This window comes from Enterobacter sp. 01-M-03-SI-ECC, from assembly GCF_047530215.1.
GTDB classification, from domain to species: Bacteria; Pseudomonadota; Gammaproteobacteria; order Enterobacterales; family Enterobacteriaceae; genus Enterobacter; species Enterobacter chengduensis.
The window spans coordinates 13236-32943 of sequence record NZ_JBLKDA010000032.1 but is presented as its reverse complement, the minus strand read 5'-3'; the positions used below and the strand labels follow the sequence as shown (position 1 = coordinate 32943).

Here is a 19708-nt window from a genome sequence, read left to right as displayed (position 1 = left end):
TCCACTATCAGGCGCGCTTGGCGCGACGTTCAGCAATAAATGCTACCAGGAAGACGGCGCCAATCAGGTCAAAGAAGCCCATGGCGATAAAGAGCGGGTTAAAGCCGATTTTGTCGGCGGTCACCCCGATTAACAGCGAGAACAGGAAGCTGGCGACCCACGCCGCCGAGCCGCGCATGCCGTTGACGGTCGCCATCTGGCCTTTGTCGAACGACTCCACCACCAGGGCGCTCAGCATGCAGGAGATGATCTGGTGCCCGAAGCCGCCGATGGAGATCAGCACGATGGTGATATACGGGTCGCGGGTAATGGCCACGATGCCCAGCGAGATCATCAGGAACGCGCCGGTCACGGAGCTGGCGACCACCGAGTTAACGCGGGAGCAGCCGAACAGGCGGGCGTACAGACGCGTCAGGTAGCCGCTCGCCACGCTGCCGAGGTCGGCGGCGAGGAACGGCAGCCAGGCAAACATCGCAATCTGCTTCAGGTCCATACCGTGCTCTTTGGCGAGGTACAGCGGCACCCAGAAGCTCAGCACCGCCCAGGCCGGTTCCGCCATAAAGGCCGGGATGGCAATGCCGTAGAAACGTTTGTTTTTCGAGACGGTTTTCAGCGCGGTCAGGAAGGGCAGCTTCACCGCAGGCGGTTCGTTATCCTGCTTGATAAACGCCAGCTCGTCCTTGCTCAGGTTCGGGTGCTGCTCCGGGTTATGGTAGAACGCCCACCAGAGGATCACCCACAGCAGCGCCAGCACGCCGGTAAACATAAACGCGCCCTGCCAGCCGAACGACGCATGCGCGAAGTAAATGATGGGCGGAGCCAGCATCGCGCCAACGGAGAAACCGACGCCCGCCCAGCCCGCAGCAACGGGACGCTCGGATTTCGGGAACCATTCGCCGATGGTTTTGGCGTTCGCCGGGGTCGCGGCGGCTTCGGACGCCCCCATAAAGAAGCGCAGGATAGCGAGGTGCAGCCAGCTTCCGGCCCCCGCGTGGAAGATACACATCAGCGCCCAGATCCCGGCGCAGACCATAAAGCCAATCTTCAGGCCAATAACGTCAATCAGCCAGCCGCACAGGGGCTGGAAAATGGTGTAGGCGATCTGGAACGCGCCGACTATCCAGGAGTACTGCTCGGTGGTGATCCCGAGGCTCTCTTTCAGTTCCGGGGCGAGGATCCCTAATGAATTTCGGGTGATGTAGTTAACGGTGACGCCAAGCAGGAACAGCACCAGTACGTACCAGCGCAGGTTCTTGATGACGCGACGGGTTTTGCTTGTCGCTACGGTGTTATTGATGTCCTGACTCATTTTACTCTCCACAAGACGGACGGTAAGGGAACGGAGGTTCAGGTATCACACAGATTTTTATGCCTTTGATTTCTATCCGTTTACACTGTCTAAGTTGGTATACAACTAGTATGGAAGTTGTGTGACAAGTTCACCTTAAGGGAGAAAATGAGCGGGCAATAGTGGATTTTGTGCAAAGTTTCTCATAACGGGCGTAAACCCTCTGGCATGATGGCCTTTATGCCCGTTATTACCTGACGAACACGCTATGAAAATTTTTTCATTTCGCAAATGGAGCCAGATCACAAAATGGATAAAAGGCTAAAAATCACCGAAATCGCGGCCCGTACGCAGCTCTCTATCAGTACCGTTTCCCGCGTGCTGGCGGGCAAAGCGAACACCAGTGAAAAAGCGCGCGCAAAGGTGCTGGCGTGCGCGCGGGAGCTGGGGGTGATCGAGGGCATGGCGGCGGGACGGCTGCTGCTCAATAGCCTGGTGGTTTTTGCGCCGCAGCGCGCATTCGACGAGCGGTCCGATATCTTTTACTACCGCGTGATCCAGAGCGTGAGTAAGGGCCTGGCATCCCACGACGTGCGCCTGCGCTACTGCGCGCTGGAGGAGAACGACAGCGACGCCCAGCTGTTTCTGGCGCGCATGAACGAGTCGGACACCCAGGCGGCAATTCTTCTTGGCATTGACGATCCGCATATCCACGATCTGGCGGTGGACGTGGGTAAACCCTGCATGCTGATTAACTGCCGCGACCGGCACATGCGTCTGCCTGCCGTCGCGCCGGATCACCGCGCCATTGGCGAGCGGGCGGCGGAATACCTGTTCGAGATGGGGCACCGTGAGGTGATGAACGTGCTGTGCCTGCGTCGCTACACCATGGAGCTGCGCCTGGCGGGGATCCGCGACGCGTGGCGCGCCCATAATCTGTCGTTCAGCGATAAACGCGATCTGCTGGTGGTACCGAGCTTCAGCGCGCGCGAAACGGAACAGGCGGTCAGCGGCTGGCTCAGCGAAGTGCAGGGCAGGGATTTGCCGACCGCGTTCCTGGTCGGCGGCGACTTTATGGCGGCGGGCACCATCAGCGCCTTACAAAACCACGGTTTGCGCGTGCCGCAGGACGTGTCGGTGATGAGCATCGACGGCTTTAACCTGGCGGCGATTCAGGATGTGCCCTTAACGGCGGTGCATGTTCCCCGCGACGAGCTGGGAACGGAAGCGGTATACATGCTCCAGCAGCGGCTGATGCGCCCGGACGCGCCGGTGGGAACCTTGCTGCTTAACGGTACGCTGGCCGTGCGGGAATCGGTACGGCGGATACGTCAGGGGAAACGACGCACCGCCGTGGAGCGCGAAGGGCTGTACGACAGTTAGGCCATGCCCAGCGCGCGCCTGCCGTGGATATTGAGATCGTTCACGGTAAAGCGGTCCTGCCAGGTTTTTTCATAATCCTCACGCGGGAAGTCTCCCGGCGACGCGCCGGTTTCCAGGGCTTCCTTGACCTTTTTTGCGTAGGCGAGGTTTTTCTCGCACATCGGCGCGGCAGGAATGTACATCACGTTGCCCCATCCCTGCTGATTGTCCACCGGTGCGACGGAGTGGATCACATCGCAGTGCCACCACACGGAATCGCCCGCCTCAAGTGCCGGAATGCTGGTCAGCGCCTCGATGAGCAGCGGGTGCCACTTCTCGGAAACCGGCAGCACGCGGCCCGGCGCCACGCCGCAGAGCTCGTCTTCCGGCACGTCGTCCAAAAGCGGACGCAGCAGGATGTAGGCCATCGCTTCCGGGATCGGCACCACGTGCAGCAGACCCTGGCCTGGGATCATGTCCGACAGCGCCGTCCAGCCCTGGAAGGTGCGGAACACCGAGCACTTGGTGGTGTTGTCCACGGTGTACTCTTCTACCTCGGTGCGGTGCGCGGCGTTCCACGGATCGTATTTCTCAACGTTGCCGTCAAACACGCGGGCAAAGACCTGCTGGTAGGCCGGCAGCAGCCAGCGCTCCAGCGCCCCGGAGTCGGTATGCGCGCCCAGCCCTTTCGAGGTTGTTCCCGGCGGACGGCGGCGAATACGGTCCGGATAAATCACGCTGACGTCCGGGTTAAACCACGTTTTACCGTTGCTCTCGAACGTCCATAAACGGTTCAGGAACGACTGCACCTGCGCCATCTCTTCGCTCTGGCGCGCCTGCATCTGCGCCTGGGACCAGTAAATCGGGTAAATTTCCGGACGGGAGGCGGTCAGGGTACCGAAGAAGTTATCGCCCGGCCCTTTGTACACTTCGTCAAACTTGTTCAGATCGAGGTAGTCGAGCATCGACCGATCCCACGCCAGCGCCTGTTCGCGCGGGAAATGACCTTTGATCACCGCGCAGCCGCGACGCTTAACCGCCTCGCGCTGTTCAGCGGTGATGGTGCCGTTTTTCACATCGGCAAACGGGATCTCCGGCCAGACGGTTTCGCCTTTGTTCTTAAGGGCGTTGATTTCCGCCACGCGGGTGGCAATTTTATCGCTGAGCGTATTAAACACCGCCTGCACGTCGCCGATCTGCGCGCGCAGCTCGCGCTTCAACTGGCGGATTGCCGCTTTGTGGTCCGCCGGCAAGGTTTCACTGGTAAGGGTCATAACTGCCTCGCATCTTTCATTTGAAAGTAAAATTGTCTACAAATGATACTTTAAGTTAAAAATAAGTTAATGCAAGTTTAAAAACTTGACGGAAGCCACAGGACGGAAAAAGAGTGAGGCCGGAGCGAGGCTCCGGCGAGGAGAGGATCAGGCGTCGAACGGGGAATGGCTGTCGAGCACGGCCTGAATGACGTTCAGCGCGCCCTGATGATTGTTGTCGTCGGTGCCGTAGCGGGCGATCTGCTTGATGCTTTCTGCCGCGTTGTCCATCGCAAAAGAGTATTTCACCAGCTTCAGCATTTCGGCATCGTTGCCGCTGTCGCCAATCGCCACGCACTGTTGCGGGGAGAGCTCCCAACGCTTCAGCAGGCGGCTAATGCCGTTGGCTTTATGCAGGCCTGGAATAATCAAATCGACAAAGCCAAAGCCGCTGGTGACCGGCTTCATGATACCGTCCAGAGAGACGTGCAGCTTATCGATCAGGTTTGGGATATCGCTGTCCGGCAGGTTCAGGGAGAATTTAAACAGCACGTCGTTAATCTCGTGATAGTCGCTGACGCGCTTTAAGCGGTGGTAGTGCTTTGACATCAGAGCCACAAATTCATCCGGCGCTTCATCGCTCACGTACGCGCTCTCCAGCCCGCAGGCCACGAAGTTCAGCGCTTTGTCTTTCAGCAGCTCGCCAATCACGATTTGCGACTCGTGGCGCGTCAGCTCGCCGTGGAAAATCTGCTCGCCGCGATCGAACACCAGCGCGCCGTTTTCCGCCACGAAGGAGATGCGATCTTTCAGCTCGGGGAAGAAGGAGATGAGCTGGTAATACTGGTTGCCGCTGGCGACCACGAATTCAATGCCGCGGGCGTTAAGCTGCTCAAACTGTGCCTGGAAGCGGTCGCGATCGTACTGCTTGGCATCATCAAGGAAAGTTCCGTCCATATCGGTGACGATAACTTTAACGGTCATACTGTGCTCCTGGGTCACTGCGTTTTGAAACATTCTAATAACAAGGTGACGGGGAGCACAAATTTATTTCGAATGAAAGTCAAAAGCCGGGTGGCGGCTTCGCCTTACCCGGCCTACGGAGAGACTATGTAGGCCCGGTAAGCGCAGCGCCACCGGGCGTTTTTCTTACAGCGTATGTTCAGTACGGGCGATAATATCGTCCTGCGCATCCGGGGACAGGGCGGTGAAGAACGCCGAGTAGCCTGCGACGCGCACCACCAGATCGCGGTACTGGTCCGGGTGTTTCTTCGCTTCCAGCAGCGTTTCGCGCGAGACGATGTTGTACTGAATATGCCAGCCTTTATGCACCTCGAAGAAGGTGCGCAGCAGCACCATCAGCTTCTGGCGATCGCTGTCGTTCTCAAGCGTCGACGGGTTCAGCTTCTGGTTCAGCAGCACGCCGCCCAGAATCGCTTCCGTCGGCAGTTTGCCCACCGAGCCGATCACCGCCGTCGGGCCGAGGTGGTCGGTACCGGACGCCGGGCTGGCCCCTTCCGCCAGCGGGGTGTGCGCCTTACGTCCGTCAGGCGTCGCCATCGTCGCCGCGCCAAACGGCACGTTTGCCGAGATGGACGACGTGCCCGCGTAGTAGTTACCGCCAATCGGGCCGCGGCCGTAGCGCGGGTTATGGTACTGCTTCAGCTCCTCAATGTAGGTCTGATAGGCGCGCGTCAGCAGCATGTCCACGCTGTCGTCGTCGTTGCCGTACTTTGGCGCGCCGTTGATCAGGCGCTGACGCAGCTGCTCGTGGGTCAGGCCGTCGAAATCATCCGCCAGCGCGGCCGCCAGCTGCTGTTGACCGATGACGCCCTGTTCAAACACCAGCTTCTTCACCGCCGCCAGGCTGTTGCCGAGGTTGGCGATACCGACCTGCAGGCCGGAGACCCAGTCATACTTCGCGCCGCCCTGCTTGATGCTTTTTGCGCGCTCGATGCAGTCGTCCACCAGCGCCGAGCAGAGAATATCGTGGACGTTCTCTTCCAGCATGGTGTCCACCACGTATTCAATCTCGATGGATTTACGGGTGTAGTAGCGGATCTGGCTATCCCACGCCGCCATGACTTCGTCGAAGCTATTGAAGTTACCGGCAGAGAGCGCTTTCTCCTGCGGCAGGAATACCTTGCCGCTGGTGGCGTCGCGGCCACCTTCCAGCGCGGCCAGCATCACGCGGGCGAAGTTGATAAAGCTCATGCCGGTGCAGCGATAGCCCCACTTGCCGCCGACAGCGGTTTCGATACAGCCGATGGCCGCGTAGTCGTAGGCATCCTCTTTTTCGACGCCGAGCTTGATGAATTCCGGGATGACGATTTCGTCGTTGTTGAACGCCGGCATGCCGAAGCCGCAGCGGATCACCTGCACGCAGGCGTCGAGGAAGTCGTTGCTCATGCCCGCGTGGTAGCGCACGCTCAGGTTCGGCTGGGTGGAGCGCAGGCGACCGCAGGATTCCAGAATCGCGTAGGAGAGCGGGTTCACCGCGTCCATCGGCTCACCGTTGACCAGCTTCTGGCCGCCGATGGTCACGTTCTGGTACAGCGGGCTGCCTGCAGACGCTTTGGAGTGCGAGCCGGAGCGGATCTTGTTCACTTCCAGCAGCTTCAGCCAGCAGCTGTGCAGCAGCTCGATGGCGTGTTCGCGGTCAAGACTCTGGTTCAGCTCCACGTCGCGGCGGTAGAACGGATAGAGATACTGGTCCATGCGGGCAAAGGACACGGAGTGGCCGTTAGACTCAATCTGCAGGATCAGCTGAATGAAGTAGCACAGCTGCAGCGCCTGCCAGAAGGTTTTTGGCGGCTCGTGGGCAATGATGTCGCAGTTTTCCGCCATTGCGAGCAGCTCGTCGCGACGGCTTTCGCGGGTCTCTGTTGACGCCATTTCGCGCGCCAGATCGGCAAAGCGCGTGATGTGCAGGCTGACCGCCTCCAGCACGATATCAATCGCCTTCAGGAACTGGTCGCCGTGCAGGTCTTCCAGCACCGTCAGGTTGATGCGCGAGCGGCGTTCGGCCACTTTGGCGCGCAGGCCGTCGAGGCCTTTCTCCAGCACCAGCGGGAAGTTCACCGCCAGGTGCGCGTCACCGGAGGTCATGTTGCCTTCGGCTTTGATAATGCCGGTTTCCAGCAGGCCTTTCTGCTCGTCGGTGAACATGCCGTAGCAGCGGTCCTGCACCGTCTGGCCGCGCCACCACGGGCAGATTTCATGCAGGACGCGCTTGTTCTCTTCGCTTACCGCAAAGCCCGCGCCGGGACGGTCCGCCAGATCGTCGATCTCTTTCTCAATCCAGGAGACGGTGTATTCCGGGAAGATCGGCGCAGCGCGGACTTCGCTTGCCTGGTTACCGATAATCAGCTCGTCGTGTTTGATCCAGATGGTGCGTTTCGCCAGGTGATGCGCCAGCGCCAGGGCGCGACGCACCGGGATCGGCTTATCCATGTGCTGCTGATACATTTCGGTGTAATGCTGCGCGCGCTCGGTGCAGACCGGCGGCTTAACGATATGGACCAGCGCGGTTTTGTGCGCCTTGATGCGCTCGCTGAGGGTGTTGAGATTCAGGGTTGTCATAAGTTTATCCTCGTAAGGTCGCGGTTAACCCTTTCTGGCAGGCGTACTGCTGCGCGAAGTCCAGCAGGGCAGGGTTATCCAGCGGTTTGTCAGGGGCAGAGTAGGGTTGGCCGAGCAGGGTGTATTTGTTCATGCCCAGCGTGTGATACGGCAGAAAATGAATATCATCGACGCCGAGTTCGTCGGCGGCGAAGTTGGTAATGGCGGCTATGGACGCTTCGTCAGCGTTGAAGCCCTGGATCAGCGGCACGCGGATGGTGATCTTTTTCCCGGCAGCGGCCAGGCGTTTGAGATTATCGAGGATCCGTTTCGCCGAGCCGTCCGTCCACTGCTTGAACACCTCAGGATCGACGTGCTTCAGATCGGCGAGGAACAGGTCGACGTACGGTAATGACGGCGCGATATAGCGCCACGGCACGTGAAGACACGTTTCAACGGCGGTGTGGATCCCCTGTTCATGGCTGGCTTTAAACAGCGCATGGGCCAGCTCCGGGTTCATAAACGGCTCGCCGCCGGAGAGGGTGATCCCGCCGCCGCTGCGGTCGTAAAAGGGTTTATCGCGCAGCACGGTCGCCATGATCTCCTCGACCTGCTGCTCTTCACCGCAGACGGTCAGCGCCTGCGTCGGGCAGCAGTCGGTGAGGGCATTGAGCGTCTCTTCGCTCAATTTTTCACGGTGGATGACGAGGCCATTCAGCGCGCGTTCGATACAGCCCGGCGCCGCCTGCTGGCACAGGTCGCAGCCGTCCAGGCACAGGCGCGCATCAAACAGCACGTCCCGGCTGCGGGAGCGGCTTTCGGGGTTCTGGCACCAGCGACAGCCCAGCGAGCAGCCTTTCAGGAACACCACGGTACGAATACCGGGGCCATCGTGGGTAGAGTAACGCTGAATATTGAAGATCATGTTTTCGCCTCTCATCTTGCATATGAAGATTAAATGACTTTCGAATGAAAGTTATCTTGATGCAGGTCAACTCCTGAGCAGGTTTTCCTGTGATAGGTTAAGTGCAGGCTAATTTTGAGGGTGACATCATGGAACTTTATCTCGACACATCTGACGTTGCGGCGGTCAAAAAGCTGGCGCGTATCTTCCCGCTGGCGGGCGTAACCACTAACCCAAGCATTGTGGCGGCAGGTAAAACGCCGCTGGACGAACTGCTGCCCGCGCTGCACGACGCGCTGGGCGGTAAAGGCCGTCTGTTCGCCCAGGTGATGGCGACCACCGCCGAAGGGATGGTGGAAGACGCGCGTAAGCTGCGCGCCATCATTAACGATCTGGTGGTGAAAGTGCCGGTGACTGTCGAAGGGCTGGCGGCGATCAAGATGCTGAAGGCTGAAGGGATCCCGACGCTGGGCACGGCGGTGTACGGCGCCGCGCAGGGGATGCTTTCCGCGCTGGCAGGGGCGGAATATGTCGCACCTTACGTGAACCGAGTGGACGCGCAGGGTGGGGACGGGATCCAGACCGTGATTGAGCTGCAGCAACTGCTGACGCTGCACGCTCCGCAGTCAAAAGTGCTGGCGGCGAGCTTTAAAACCCCGCGTCAGGCGCTGGACTGCCTGCTGGCAGGATGCGAATCCATCACGCTGCCGCTGGACGTGGCGCAGCAGTTTATTACCTCTCCTGCGGTAGACGCAGCGATCGTGAAGTTTGAGCAGGACTGGCAGGGGGCGTTTGGACGGACGTCCATCTGATGCGGTTGCCGGGTGGCGCTAACGCTTACCCGGCCTGTGTTCATATCGCTGTTGCCGGGTGGGGCTAACGCTTACCCGGCCTACGTTCGAGCCGTTTTAGCCGTTGTAGGTCGGGTAAGGCGAAGCCGCCACCCGACTTGTTTATCGGCTACACACCTCACACCCCGGATTACGCATCAGCTTCATCTCGCGGAACTGGCAGGTCATCGCGTCATACATCACGATTTTCCCCGCTGCGGGCGTGCCGTAGTGCGCCAGCACTTTGATCGCTTCCATTGCCTGCAATGAGCCAATCACGCCGACGAGCGGTGCCATCACGCCCGCCTCAACGCAGGTCAGCGCATTCTCACCGAACAGGCGGCTCAGGCAGCGGTAGCAGGGTTCCCCTTCCGCGTAGGTGAAGACGCTGATTTGCCCTTCCATGCGGATTGCCGCGCCGGAAACCAGCGGGATTTTGTGGGCAAAACATCCCGCGTTGAGCTGGTTGCGGACGGCGACGTTATCGGTGCAGTCCAGCACCAGGTCATGCTGCGCAATCTGCGCCGACACCGCGTCGTCATCCAGCATTGCGTCAATCAGGGTGAACTGAACGTTGGGGTTGATGCGCGCCAGCGCGGCCCTGGCGGATTCCACTTTCGGCTGGCCCACCGTCGCGTCGCCGTGCAGCGTCTGGCGCTGCAGGTTAGACACCGACACGGTATCGAAATCCAGCAGCGTCATCCTGCCCACGCCCGCGGCGGCAAGGTATTGCGCGGCGGCGCAGCCCAGACCGCCAAGCCCGACGACCAGCACATTGGCCGCCTTGAGCGCTTCCTGGCCCTCGAAATCAAACCCGCGCAGCACGATCTGGCGGTTGTAGCGCAGCATCTCCGGGTCGCTCAGCTCCACCGTCATGTCAGCCTCCGAACAGGTGGTTAAAGCGCTCTACCTCAACCCACTCGCCCGCTTCCACGTTGCCGCGCTCGCGCTCCAGCACGATAAAGCAGTTGCCCTGGCTGAAGGAGCTGAAAATGTGCGAGCCCTGGTGCCCGGTGGTGCTCACCTCGAGCTGTCCGTCCGCGCTACGTGCCAGAATGCCGCGCTGGAAATCGAGGCGGCCCGGCGATTTTTTCAGGCGCGTGGCGGCACGCACGCGCAGGCGTTCGGGCAGCGGGCTGGCGCGGTTGCCGGAAAGCTTCGCCAGCAGCGGGATCACCAGCTGATAGAAGGTGAGCGCCGCCGAGACCGGGTTACCCGGCAGGCCGCAGAACCAGCCGTGCGGGAGCTTGCCAAAGGCGAACGGCTTGCCCGGCTTGATCGCCAGCTTCCAGAAGGCGATTTCGCCCAGCTCTTCAAGCAGGGTTTTGGTGTAATCCGCTTCCCCCACGGAGACGCCGCCGGAGCTGATGACCACGTCGGCGGAGGTGTCCGCCTCGATAAACGCCGCGCGCAGTTTTTCCGGATCGTCTGGAATAATCCCGAGGTTAATCACCTCGCAGCCCAGCTGCTCCAGCATCAGGTGTACCGCCAGGCGGTTGGTATCGTAAATCTGGCCGTCCTGCAGCGGCTGGCCCGGAAGCTGCAGCTCGTCGCCGGTGGAGAAAATGGCGACGCGCACTTTACGGATAACGTCGACGTCCGCGATGCCGAGCGAGGCCAGCACCGGCAGTTCGGCCACCGTCAGCTTCTGCCCGGCAGAAAACACCGTCGCACCGAGGGTGATGTCTTCACCCGTGCGGCGGATGTTCTGGCCCGCTTTGACGCTGGCGGTAAAACGCACGCCGTCGTCGGTTTGCTCGGTCTCTTCCTGCATCACCACGGCATCGCAGCCAGCCGGTATTGGTGCGCCGGTCATGATGCGCACGCAGGTGCCCGCAGGCCATTCACCGCTAAACGGCTGACCTGCAAAGGCCTTACCCGCCACCGGCAGGGCGTTACCCGTCTGGAGATCCGCCAGGCGCACCGCGTAACCGTCCATCGCGGAGTTATCAAACCCCGGCACGTTAAGCGGAGAGACGATATCGCGCGCGGCAATGCGGCCAAAACAGCGCACGAGGGGCAGCGTTTCGACATCTTGCAGCGGGGAAAGTCGGTCAAGCATCTGCGTGAGTGCCGTCTCAAGCGGCATCAGTCCGGCGGTAAAATCCATGGTGGGCTCCTGCGGAGTAACAACGAAAGCGCCCATTATGGCAGAAAAGTGCGGCTAACTGTATGACCCGATGGGTGTACGCTTTACATCACTGTTACGTCTTTCTATATTCAAAAATCATCTGAAGTTTCGTCGACGATAATGATATTTATAGAAAAAGCCGCCAATCAGGCTAACGGGTGATGCGAATGGTTAATGCGGTAATCGCAATTCATGGTGGCGCAGGGGCAATCACCCGTGCTCAGCTCAGTCCCGAGCAGGAAAAGCGCTACATTGACGCGCTGTACGCCATTGTGGAAACGGGGCAGAAAATGCTGGAAGCGGGCGAGAGCGCGCTGGACGTGGTCACCGAGGCGGTGCGCCTGCTGGAGGAGTGTCCGCTCTTTAATGCGGGCATCGGTTCAGTCTTTACCCGGGATGAAACCCACGAGCTGGATGCCTGCGTGATGGACGGCGTCACCCTGAAAGCAGGGGCCGTGGCGGGCGTGAGTCGTCTGCGCAATCCGGTGCTGGCGGCGCGTCTGGTGATGGAGCAAAGTCCGCACGTGCTGCTGGCGGGCGCCGGGGCGGAGGCGTTTGCCTTCGAATACGGGATGGAACCGGTATCGCCGAATCTGTTTTCCACGGAAGAACGTTATCAGCAGCTGCTGGACGCCCGCTCCGCGGGCATGACGCAGCTTGACCATGCTGCCCCGCTGGACGAAAAAACCAAGATGGGCACGGTGGGCGCGGTGGCGCTCGATAAGGCAGGCAACCTTGCGGCGGCAACCTCCACGGGCGGGATGACCAACAAGCTGCCCGGACGCGTCGGCGACAGCCCGCTGCCGGGCGCCGGCTGCTACGCCAATAATGCCACGGCGGCGGTGTCGTGTACCGGCACTGGAGAAGTGTTTATCCGCGCCCTCGCGGCCTACGACATCACCGCGCTGATGGACTACGGTGGCTTAAGCCTCAGCGAAGCCTGCGAGCGCGTGGTGATGGAAAAACTGCCTGCGCTGGGCGGCGTCGGCGGGCTCATCGCGGTGGATCGTGAGGGCAACGTGGCCCTGCCGTTCAACAGCGAGGGCATGTATCGCGCCTGGGGTTATGCCGGTGATGAACCGAGCACGGGCATCTATCGTGAATAAGGGGGCCACGCGTGCCGCACAGTGAAGAACTGGACACCCGCGAAGTGCTGGCTGTCCATCAGCTGAATATTGCGTTTCAGGAAGAGCGGCAGTTCATCCCCGCAGTGCAGAATTTATCGTTTACGCTCCGGCGCGGCGAGACGCTGGCGATTGTTGGCGAGTCCGGCTCCGGTAAATCGGTCACCGCGCTGGCGCTGATGCGCCTGCTGGAACAGACGGGTGGGCAAATCAGCAGCGAGAAAATGCTCCTGCGCCGCCGTAACCGTGATGTCATTGATTTAAATGAGCTGAGCGGTTCGCAGATGCAGGGCGTGCGCGGGGCGGATATTGCAATGATCTTCCAGGAGCCGATGACCTCCCTGAACCCGGTGTTTCCGGTGGGGGAACAGATCGCCGAGTCCATCCGCCTGCATCAGAGGCTGAGCGGCGATGAGGCGCTCAGGGAAGCCAGAAGGATGCTGGAGCTGGTGCGCATTCCGGAGGCGCAGGCCATTCTGGGGCGCTACCCGCACCAGCTTTCCGGCGGCATGCGCCAGCGGGTGATGATTGCCATGGCGCTCTCCTGCCGTCCGGCGGTACTGATTGCCGATGAACCGACGACGGCGCTGGACGTGACGATTCAGGCGCAGATCCTGCAGCTCATCAAAGTGCTGCAGCAGGAGATGGAGATGGGGGTGATTTTCATCACCCACGATATGGGCGTGGTCGCCGATATCGCCGATCGGGTGCTGGTTATGCACAAGGGCAGCGCGGTGGAAACCGGCCCGGTGGAGCAGATATTTCACGCGCCCGCGCATCCTTACACCAACGCGCTGCTGGCGGCGGTGCCGCGCCTGGGGGCGATGAACGGGCGCGACCTGCCGCGCCGTTTTCCGCTGATTTCTCTTGAGGCATCAGAGGTGCAGGAGGAGGAACGCGAGCAGGACACCGTGGTGCCGGGCAGGCCCATTCTGGAAGTGCGCAATCTGGTCACCCGTTTTCCGCTGCGAAGCGGCGTACTGAACCGCGTGAAGCGCGAAGTGCACGCGGTGGAAAACGTCAGTTTCGATCTCTGGCCGGGCGAAACCCTGGCGCTGGTGGGGGAGTCCGGCTGCGGCAAATCCACCACCGGACGCGCGTTGCTCCGTCTGGTGGAGTCTCAGGAAGGCAGCATCACCTTTAACGGTGAGCGCATTGATACCCTGCCGGACAGCAGGCTGCAGGCGGTGCGGCGAGATATTCAGTTCATTTTTCAGGATCCGTATGCCTCTCTCGATCCGCGCCATACGGTGGGGTACTCGATCATGGAGCCGCTGCGGGTCCATAACCTGCTCGACGGCGACGCGGCGCAGCGGCGCGTGGCCTGGCTGCTGGAGCGCGTCGGCCTGAAGCCGGAGCACGCCTGGCGCTATCCGCACGAGTTTTCCGGCGGGCAGCGCCAGCGTATCTGCATCGCCCGCGCGCTGGCGCTGAACCCGAAGGTGGTGATAGCCGATGAGTCCGTCTCGGCGCTGGACGTCTCCATCCGCGCGCAGATCATCAACTTATTACTGGATTTACAGCGGGATATGGGGATCGCCTTCCTGTTTATCTCGCACGATATGGCGGTAGTTGAGCGCATCAGCCATCGCGTGGCGGTGATGTTTATGGGGCAGATCGTGGAGATCGGGCCGCGACGAGCGGTGTTTGAGAACCCGCAGCACCTGTATACCCGCAAGCTCATCGCGGCGGTCCCGGTCGCCGACCCGGCGCATCGTCACGGCCAGCGGGTGCTGCTGCAGGATGAAATGCCGAGCAATATTCGTAAACGCGGCGAGGCCGTGGAGCGCGTGGCGCTGCGCGAGGTCGGTCCGGGCCATTTCGTCGCGCCGCCGCGTCAGGACAACGCGTTTTCGCGGTTATAACTTACAACAGGCAGGAGAACACAATGGTTACATTTGTAGCGCGTAGATGGTTGTTAGCCGCGAGCGTGACGGCAGCCCTGGCCGCTGCCCCCGCGTTCGCTGCCAAAGATGTGGTGGTGGCCGTCGGCTCTAATTTCACCACGCTCGATCCGTATGACGCCAACGACACGCTGTCGCAGGCGGTGGCGAAATCGTTCTATCAGGGCCTGTTCGGCCTGGATAAAGAGATGAAGCTGAAAAACGTGCTGGCGGAGGGGTACACCGTCTCCGGCGACGGGCTGGTGTATACCATCAAGCTCAGAACCGGCGTGAAGTTCCAGGACGGAACCGATTTCAATGCGGAGGCGGTAAAGATTAACCTCGATCGCGCCAGCAATCCGGACAATAGCCTCAAGCGCTATAACCTGTATAAAAATATCGCTAAAACAGAGGTGGTCGACCCGGCCACGGTAAAAATTACCCTGAAAGAGCCGTTCTCCGCGTTTATCAATATCCTGGCGCATCCGGCAACGGCGATGATTTCCCCTGCCGCGCTGAAGAAATACGGCAAGGAGATCGGCTTCCACCCGGTCGGTACCGGCCCGTACGAGCTGCTCACCTGGAACCAGACCGATTTTGTGAAGGTGAAGAAATTCGCGGGTTACTGGCAGCAGGGGCTGCCGAAGCTGGACACCATCACCTGGCGCCCGGTGGTCGACAACAACACCCGCGCGGCGATGCTGCAAACCGGCGAGGCGCAGTTTGCCTTCCCGATCCCGTATGAGCAGGCCGCCATTTTACAGAAAAACAGCAAGCTGGAGCTGGTCGCCAGCCCGTCGATCATGCAGCGCTACATCAGCATGAACGTCACGCAAAAGCCGTTCGATAACCCGAAGGTGCGTGAAGCCATCAACTACGCCATCAACCGCCAGGCGCTGGTGAAGGTCGCTTTTGCGGGCTATGCCACCCCGGCGACCGGCGTGCTGCCACCGGCGATTGCCTATGCCCAGAGCTATCAGCCGTGGCCGTACGATCCGGCCAAAGCCCGCGAGCTGCTGAAAGAGGCGGGCTTCCCGAACGGCTTCAGCACCACGCTGTGGTCGTCGCATAATCACAGTACCGCCCAGAAGGTGCTGCAGTTCACCCAGCAGCAGCTGGCGCAGGTGGGCATCAAGGTGCAGGTCACCGCGATGGATGCCGGACAGCGTGCGGCTGAAGTGGAAGGGAAGGGGCAGAAAGAGAGCGGGGTGCGGATGTTCTACACCGGCTGGTCGGCCTCGACCGGCGAAGCCGACTGGGCGCTGTCGCCGCTGTTTGCCTCGCAAAACTGGCCGCCAACGCTGTTCAACACCGCGTTCTACAGCAATCCGCAGGTGGACAAAGACCTTGCGGATGCCCTGAAAACCACCAAACCGGACGAGAAAGCGCGCCTCTACAAAGACGCGCAGGATATTATCTGGAAAGAGTCGCCGTGGGTGCCGCTGGTGGTGGAGAAACTGGTGTCAGCCCATAACAAAGCGTTGACCGGGTTCTACATCATGCCGGACACGGGCTTTAGCTTTGACGATGCGGATTTAAAATAAACCTCATGCTGAATTATGTTTGTAAACGCCTGCTGGGGCTTATCCCAACGCTGCTGATTGTGGCAGTGCTGGTGTTTTTGTTTGTGCATCTGCTGCCGGGCGATCCGGCGCGCCTGATCGCCGGGCCGGAAGCGGATGCCACCGTCATTGAGCTGGTGCGCAAGCAGCTGGGGCTCGACCAGCCGCTGTATATGCAGTTCATCCATTATATCTGCAACGTTCTGCAGGGCGATTTCGGCATCTCGATGGTGTCGCGTCGTCCGGTGTCCGAGGAGATTGCCAGCCGCTTTATGCCCACCTTCTGGTTAACGATTGCCAGCATGAGCTGGGCGGTGGTGTTTGGGCTTGGCGCCGGGATTGTGGCGGCGGTCTGGCGCAACCGCTGGCCGGACAAGCTCGGCATGGCGCTGGCGGTGACCGGCATCTCCTTCCCGGCGTTCGCGCTGGGGATGCTGCTGATGCAGATCTTCTCCGTTGAGCTGGGCTGGCTGCCGACCGTCGGGGCCGATACCTGGCAGCATTACATCCTGCCGTCCCTGACCCTGGGGGCTGCCGTTTCGGCGGTGATGGCTCGCTTTACCCGCGCCTCGTTCGTTGACGTGCTGAGCGAAGACTATATTCGCACCGCGCGGGCGAAAGGGGTCAGCGAGAAGTGGGTTATTCTCAAGCACGGGTTCCGCAATGCGATGATCCCGGTGGTGACGATGATGGGGCTGCAGTTTGGCTTCCTGCTGGGCGGCTCGATCGTTGTGGAAAAGGTGTTTAACTGGCCGGGGCTGGGGCGCCTGCTGGTTGATTCCGTCGAGATGCGCGACTACCCGGTGATTCAGGCGGAAGTTCTGCTGTTCTCCCTGGAGTTTATTCTTATCAACTTAGTGGTGGACGTGCTCTACGCCGCCATTAACCCGGCCATCAGGTATAAGTAAGATGCGATTGTTGAACTGGCGACGTCAGGCCGTGTTAAACGCGATGCCGGGGCTCAAACCGGACCATATCCATACCCCATGGTCTGAATTCTGGCGGCGTTTTCGCCGTCAGCCGGTCGCGATGGCGGCGGGGCTGTTCGTGCTGCTGCTGATAGCGGTGGCGATTGTGGCGCAGTGGGTCGCGCCGTTTGATGCGGAAAACTATTTTGACTACGACCGTCTGAACGACGGCCCCTCGATGCTGCACTGGTTCGGCGTGGACTCCCTCGGTCGCGATATCTTCAGCCGCGTGCTGGTGGGGGCGCAGATCTCGCTCGCCGCCGGGGTGTTTGCGGTGCTGATCGGCGCGGCCATCGGGACCGTGCTGGGTCTCGTTGCCGGGTACTACGAAGGCTGGTGGGACCGCATCATCATGCGCATTTGCGACGTGCTGTTTGCCTTTCCCGGTATTTTGCTGGCGATTGCCGTGGTGGCGATCATGGGCAGCGGCATGGCAAACGTCATCGTTGCCGTCGCGGTCTTTTCGATTCCGGCGTTTGCCCGCCTGGTGCGCGGCAACACGCTGGTGCTGAAGCAGCAGACGTTTATCGAGTCTGCCCGCAGCATGGGGGCCAGCGACGCCACCATTCTCTTCAGCCATATTCTGCCGGGAACGGTGTCGTCCATCGTGGTCTATTTCACCATGCGCATCGGCGTGTCGATTATCTCGGCGGCCAGCCTGTCGTTTCTGGGGTTAGGTGCACAGCCGCCCACCCCGGAGTGGGGCGCGATGCTGAACGAGGCGAGGGCGGATATGGTGATTGCGCCGCACGTGGCGATCTTCCCGAGTCTGGCGATTTTCCTGACCGTGCTGGCGTTTAACCTGCTGGGAGATGGGCTGCGCGACGCGCTGGATCCGAGGATAAAGGGGTAGTGCAGTGAAAATGTGCCGGGTGGCGGCTACGCCTTACCCGGCCTACAACAGAGGGGGAGATTAAACCCGGCTACCCCACAGATCATACTCGTCCGCGTTTTCAACCTTCACGCGAATGATATCGCCCGGCTTAACGTTGGTTTCACCGTTCAGGTACACCGCACCGTCGATTTCAGGGGCGTCCGCCATGCTGCGGCCAATCGCGCCTTCTTCGTCCACTTCGTCGATGATGACCATGATCTCGCGGCCCACTTTCTCCTGCAGACGCTCGGCAGAGATCTGCTGCTGGAGCTGCATGAAGCGGTTCCAGCGCTCTTCTTTCACCTCTTCCGGCACCTGATCCGCCAGCTCGTTGGCGGTCGCACCTTCCACCGGGCTGTACTTGAAGCAGCCGACGCGGTCCAGACGCGCTTCCTTCAGGAAGTCGAGCAGCATCTGGAAATCTTCTTCGGTTTCACCCGGGAAGCCGACGATGAAGGTTGAGCGCAGGGTCAGCTCCGGGCAGATCTCGCGCCACTGCTTGATGCGCGCCAGCTGACGGTCAACGGAGCCTGGGCGCTTCATCAGCTTCAGGATACGCGGGCTGGCGTGCTGCAGCGGGATGTCGAGGTACGGCAGAATTTTGCCTTTCGCCATCAATGGGATCACGTCGTCAACGTGCGGATACGGGTAGACGTAGTGCAGACGCGTCCAGATGCCGAGTTTAGACAGCTGCTCGCACAGGCCCACCATGCTGGTTTTCACCGGCTCGCCGTTGTGGAAGCCGGAGCGGTGCTTCACATCCACGCCGTAGGCAGAGGTGTCCTGGGAGATGACCAGCAGCTCCTTCACGCCCGCGTCGGCCAGACGCTTGGCTTCTGCCAGCACTTCACCAATTGGACGGCTCACCAGATCGCCACGCATGGACGGGATGATGCAGAAGGTGCAGCGGTGGTTGCAGCCTTCGGAAATTTTCAGGTACGCGTAGTGGCGCGGCGTCAGCTTCACGCCCTGTTCCGGCACCAGGCTCAGGAACGGGTTGTGCTTAGGTTTTGGCACGTAGTGATGAACATGTTGCAGCACCTGCTCATAGCTGTGCGGGCCGGTGATCTCCAGCACCTTCGGGTGCACTTCGCGGATCTGGTCTTCTTTCGCGCCCAGACAGCCGGTCACGATCACTTTGCCGTTTTCCGTCAGGGCTTCACCGATGGCTTCCAGGGACTCCTGAACCGCGCTGTCGATAAACCCGCAGGTGTTAACAATCACCATATCGGCGTTGTCGTAGCTTGGCACCACGTCATAGCCCTCGGTGCGCAGTTCGGTCAGGATGCGTTCGGAATCCACGAGGTTTTTCGGGCAGCCCAGGGAGACGAAGCCGATTTTCGGCTGGTGCGTAACATTGCTCATAGGTTAAAAATTCATCAATTATGGAGTTGTCAGGGCGGGATTTTACAGCGTATCGCGGGGGATTTATACACTCTTTGCATGGCGGATGCGTCGGGCGGAGGTTGTAACATTGTAAATAATGTTAATCAGTTAATAAAAATTGATCCCAGGCATTAAACTGTACAAAAAATGTACTTATGCTGACTATGCACCATGGCTGACAGAGGAGGAAAGAGCATGACCGTTGACAGACTAAAACGCGATCTGCTGAACAAGCTGATCAACGCCCGAATCGACCTGGCCGCGTACCTGCAGTTGAGGAAGGCGAAAGGGTATATGTCAGTCAGCGAAAGCGAACATCTGCGTGATAACCTGTTTGAACTGTGTAATTTCATGCGTGAAAAAGCACCGACCATGAAGGCGGACTACGGCGAAAGTGAAGAAGTCGCGCTGCGCCGCGCCGCCGAGGTGCTCTCCATTGCTGGGGTATGTTTGATGAATGGACGCCACGACTGTCCGAACTTTATCGCCGTAAACGCGGAGAAGCTTGAAAACTGCCTGACCACGCTCTCTCTATGCATCATGTGCCTGAACGAGCACAAACAGCTTGAACAGCACTGATTC

15 protein-coding genes and 1 pseudogene are annotated in these 19708 nt (G+C 60.2%); 8 read left to right on the top strand and 8 right to left on the bottom strand.

What is annotated here, in order from left to right; translation table 11 throughout:
- Window positions 1-7 precede the first annotated feature (7 nt).
- Window positions 8-1309: an MFS transporter gene (locus ACMWKK_RS21850; RefSeq protein WP_112781535.1), complete on the bottom strand. Its 1302-nt coding sequence runs from the start codon at window positions 1307-1309 to the stop codon at window positions 8-10.
- 288 nt (window positions 1310-1597) lie between these two features.
- On the opposite strand from ACMWKK_RS21850, the gene ACMWKK_RS21845 reads away from it, so the two are divergent.
- Window positions 1598-2671, top strand: a complete 1074-nt coding sequence (locus tag ACMWKK_RS21845) for a LacI family DNA-binding transcriptional regulator (RefSeq protein ID WP_045327416.1) — start codon at window positions 1598-1600, stop codon at window positions 2669-2671.
- Here the strand turns inward: ACMWKK_RS21845 and ACMWKK_RS21840 are convergent.
- From ACMWKK_RS21840 to ACMWKK_RS21825, 4 genes are all read right to left on the bottom strand, one after another.
- Entirely contained in the window at window positions 2668-3924 is a 1257-nt protein-coding gene (locus ACMWKK_RS21840; protein ID WP_112781536.1) for a DUF1479 domain-containing protein, read from the bottom strand. The genes ACMWKK_RS21845 and ACMWKK_RS21840 overlap by 4 nt on opposite strands.
- Before the next feature lie 147 nt (window positions 3925-4071).
- Entirely contained in the window at window positions 4072-4887 is an 816-nt protein-coding gene (locus tag ACMWKK_RS21835) for a Cof-type HAD-IIB family hydrolase (protein ID WP_112781537.1), read from the bottom strand.
- Window positions 4888-5052: 165 nt separating this feature from the next.
- The gene (locus ACMWKK_RS21830; protein WP_112781538.1) at window positions 5053-7485 is read right to left on the bottom strand and encodes a formate C-acetyltransferase/glycerol dehydratase family glycyl radical enzyme; all 2433 of its coding nucleotides are present in this window, start codon (window positions 7483-7485) and stop codon (window positions 5053-5055) included.
- Window positions 7486-7489: 4 nt separating this feature from the next.
- Complete coding sequence (locus ACMWKK_RS21825; RefSeq protein WP_112781539.1) at window positions 7490-8389, bottom strand: glycyl-radical enzyme activating protein; 900 nt, start codon at window positions 8387-8389, stop codon at window positions 7490-7492.
- A 128-nt stretch (window positions 8390-8517) separates the two neighbouring features.
- Here ACMWKK_RS21825 and fsa point away from each other — a divergent pair, with 128 nt between their 5' ends.
- Window positions 8518-9180 carry a fructose-6-phosphate aldolase gene (gene fsa / locus ACMWKK_RS21820; RefSeq protein WP_112781540.1) on the top strand — a complete coding sequence of 221 codons (663 nt, stop codon included), beginning with the start codon at window positions 8518-8520 and terminating at the stop codon, window positions 9178-9180.
- A 141-nt stretch (window positions 9181-9321) separates the two neighbouring features.
- Here the strand turns inward: fsa and moeB are convergent, their stop codons facing one another.
- Together moeB and moeA are read right to left on the bottom strand one after the other, a co-directional pair.
- Window positions 9322-10074 (bottom strand): molybdopterin-synthase adenylyltransferase MoeB, encoded by a 753-nt coding sequence (gene moeB, locus ACMWKK_RS21815; protein ID WP_045327408.1) that lies wholly within the window; start codon window positions 10072-10074, stop codon window positions 9322-9324.
- A 1-nt stretch (window position 10075) separates the two neighbouring features.
- Entirely contained in the window at window positions 10076-11308 is a 1233-nt protein-coding gene (gene moeA, locus ACMWKK_RS21810; protein ID WP_048994248.1) for a molybdopterin molybdotransferase MoeA, read from the bottom strand.
- A gap of 188 nt (window positions 11309-11496) precedes the next feature.
- Between moeA and iaaA the strand changes: the two are divergent.
- The 5 genes and pseudogenes from iaaA to gsiD all read left to right on the top strand — a co-directional run bounded on the left by iaaA (window position 11497) and on the right by gsiD (window position 17719).
- Window positions 11497-12460, top strand: a pseudogene (iaaA, locus tag ACMWKK_RS21805) (beta-aspartyl-peptidase).
- Window positions 12447-14318 carry a glutathione ABC transporter ATP-binding protein GsiA gene (gene gsiA, locus ACMWKK_RS21800; RefSeq protein WP_112781541.1) on the top strand — a complete coding sequence of 624 codons (1872 nt, stop codon included), beginning with the start codon at window positions 12447-12449 and terminating at the stop codon, window positions 14316-14318. Before iaaA ends, gsiA begins: the two are co-directional and overlap by 14 nt.
- A 23-nt stretch (window positions 14319-14341) precedes the next feature.
- Complete coding sequence (gsiB, locus tag ACMWKK_RS21795) at window positions 14342-15880, top strand: glutathione ABC transporter substrate-binding protein GsiB (protein WP_045327402.1); 1539 nt, start codon at window positions 14342-14344, stop codon at window positions 15878-15880.
- 5 nt (window positions 15881-15885) lie between these two features.
- A complete protein-coding gene (gene gsiC, locus ACMWKK_RS21790) occupies window positions 15886-16806 on the top strand; it encodes a glutathione ABC transporter permease GsiC (protein ID WP_045327401.1) in 921 nt (306 codons plus the stop codon).
- Between the two features lies 1 nt (window position 16807).
- On the top strand, window positions 16808-17719 hold the full coding sequence (gene gsiD, locus ACMWKK_RS21785) for a glutathione ABC transporter permease GsiD (protein WP_045327399.1): 912 nt from the start codon (window positions 16808-16810) through the stop codon (window positions 17717-17719).
- A 60-nt stretch (window positions 17720-17779) separates the two neighbouring features.
- Here gsiD and rimO read toward each other — a convergent pair whose 3' ends face one another.
- Window positions 17780-19105 (bottom strand): 30S ribosomal protein S12 methylthiotransferase RimO, encoded by a 1326-nt coding sequence (gene rimO / locus ACMWKK_RS21780; RefSeq protein WP_112781542.1) that lies wholly within the window; start codon window positions 19103-19105, stop codon window positions 17780-17782.
- A gap of 216 nt (window positions 19106-19321) precedes the next feature.
- On the opposite strand from rimO, the gene bssR reads away from it, so the two are divergent.
- Window positions 19322-19705 carry a biofilm formation regulator BssR gene (gene bssR / locus ACMWKK_RS21775; RefSeq protein ID WP_112781543.1) on the top strand — a complete coding sequence of 128 codons (384 nt, stop codon included), beginning with the start codon at window positions 19322-19324 and terminating at the stop codon, window positions 19703-19705.
- The last annotated feature ends 3 nt before the right edge of the window (window positions 19706-19708 follow it).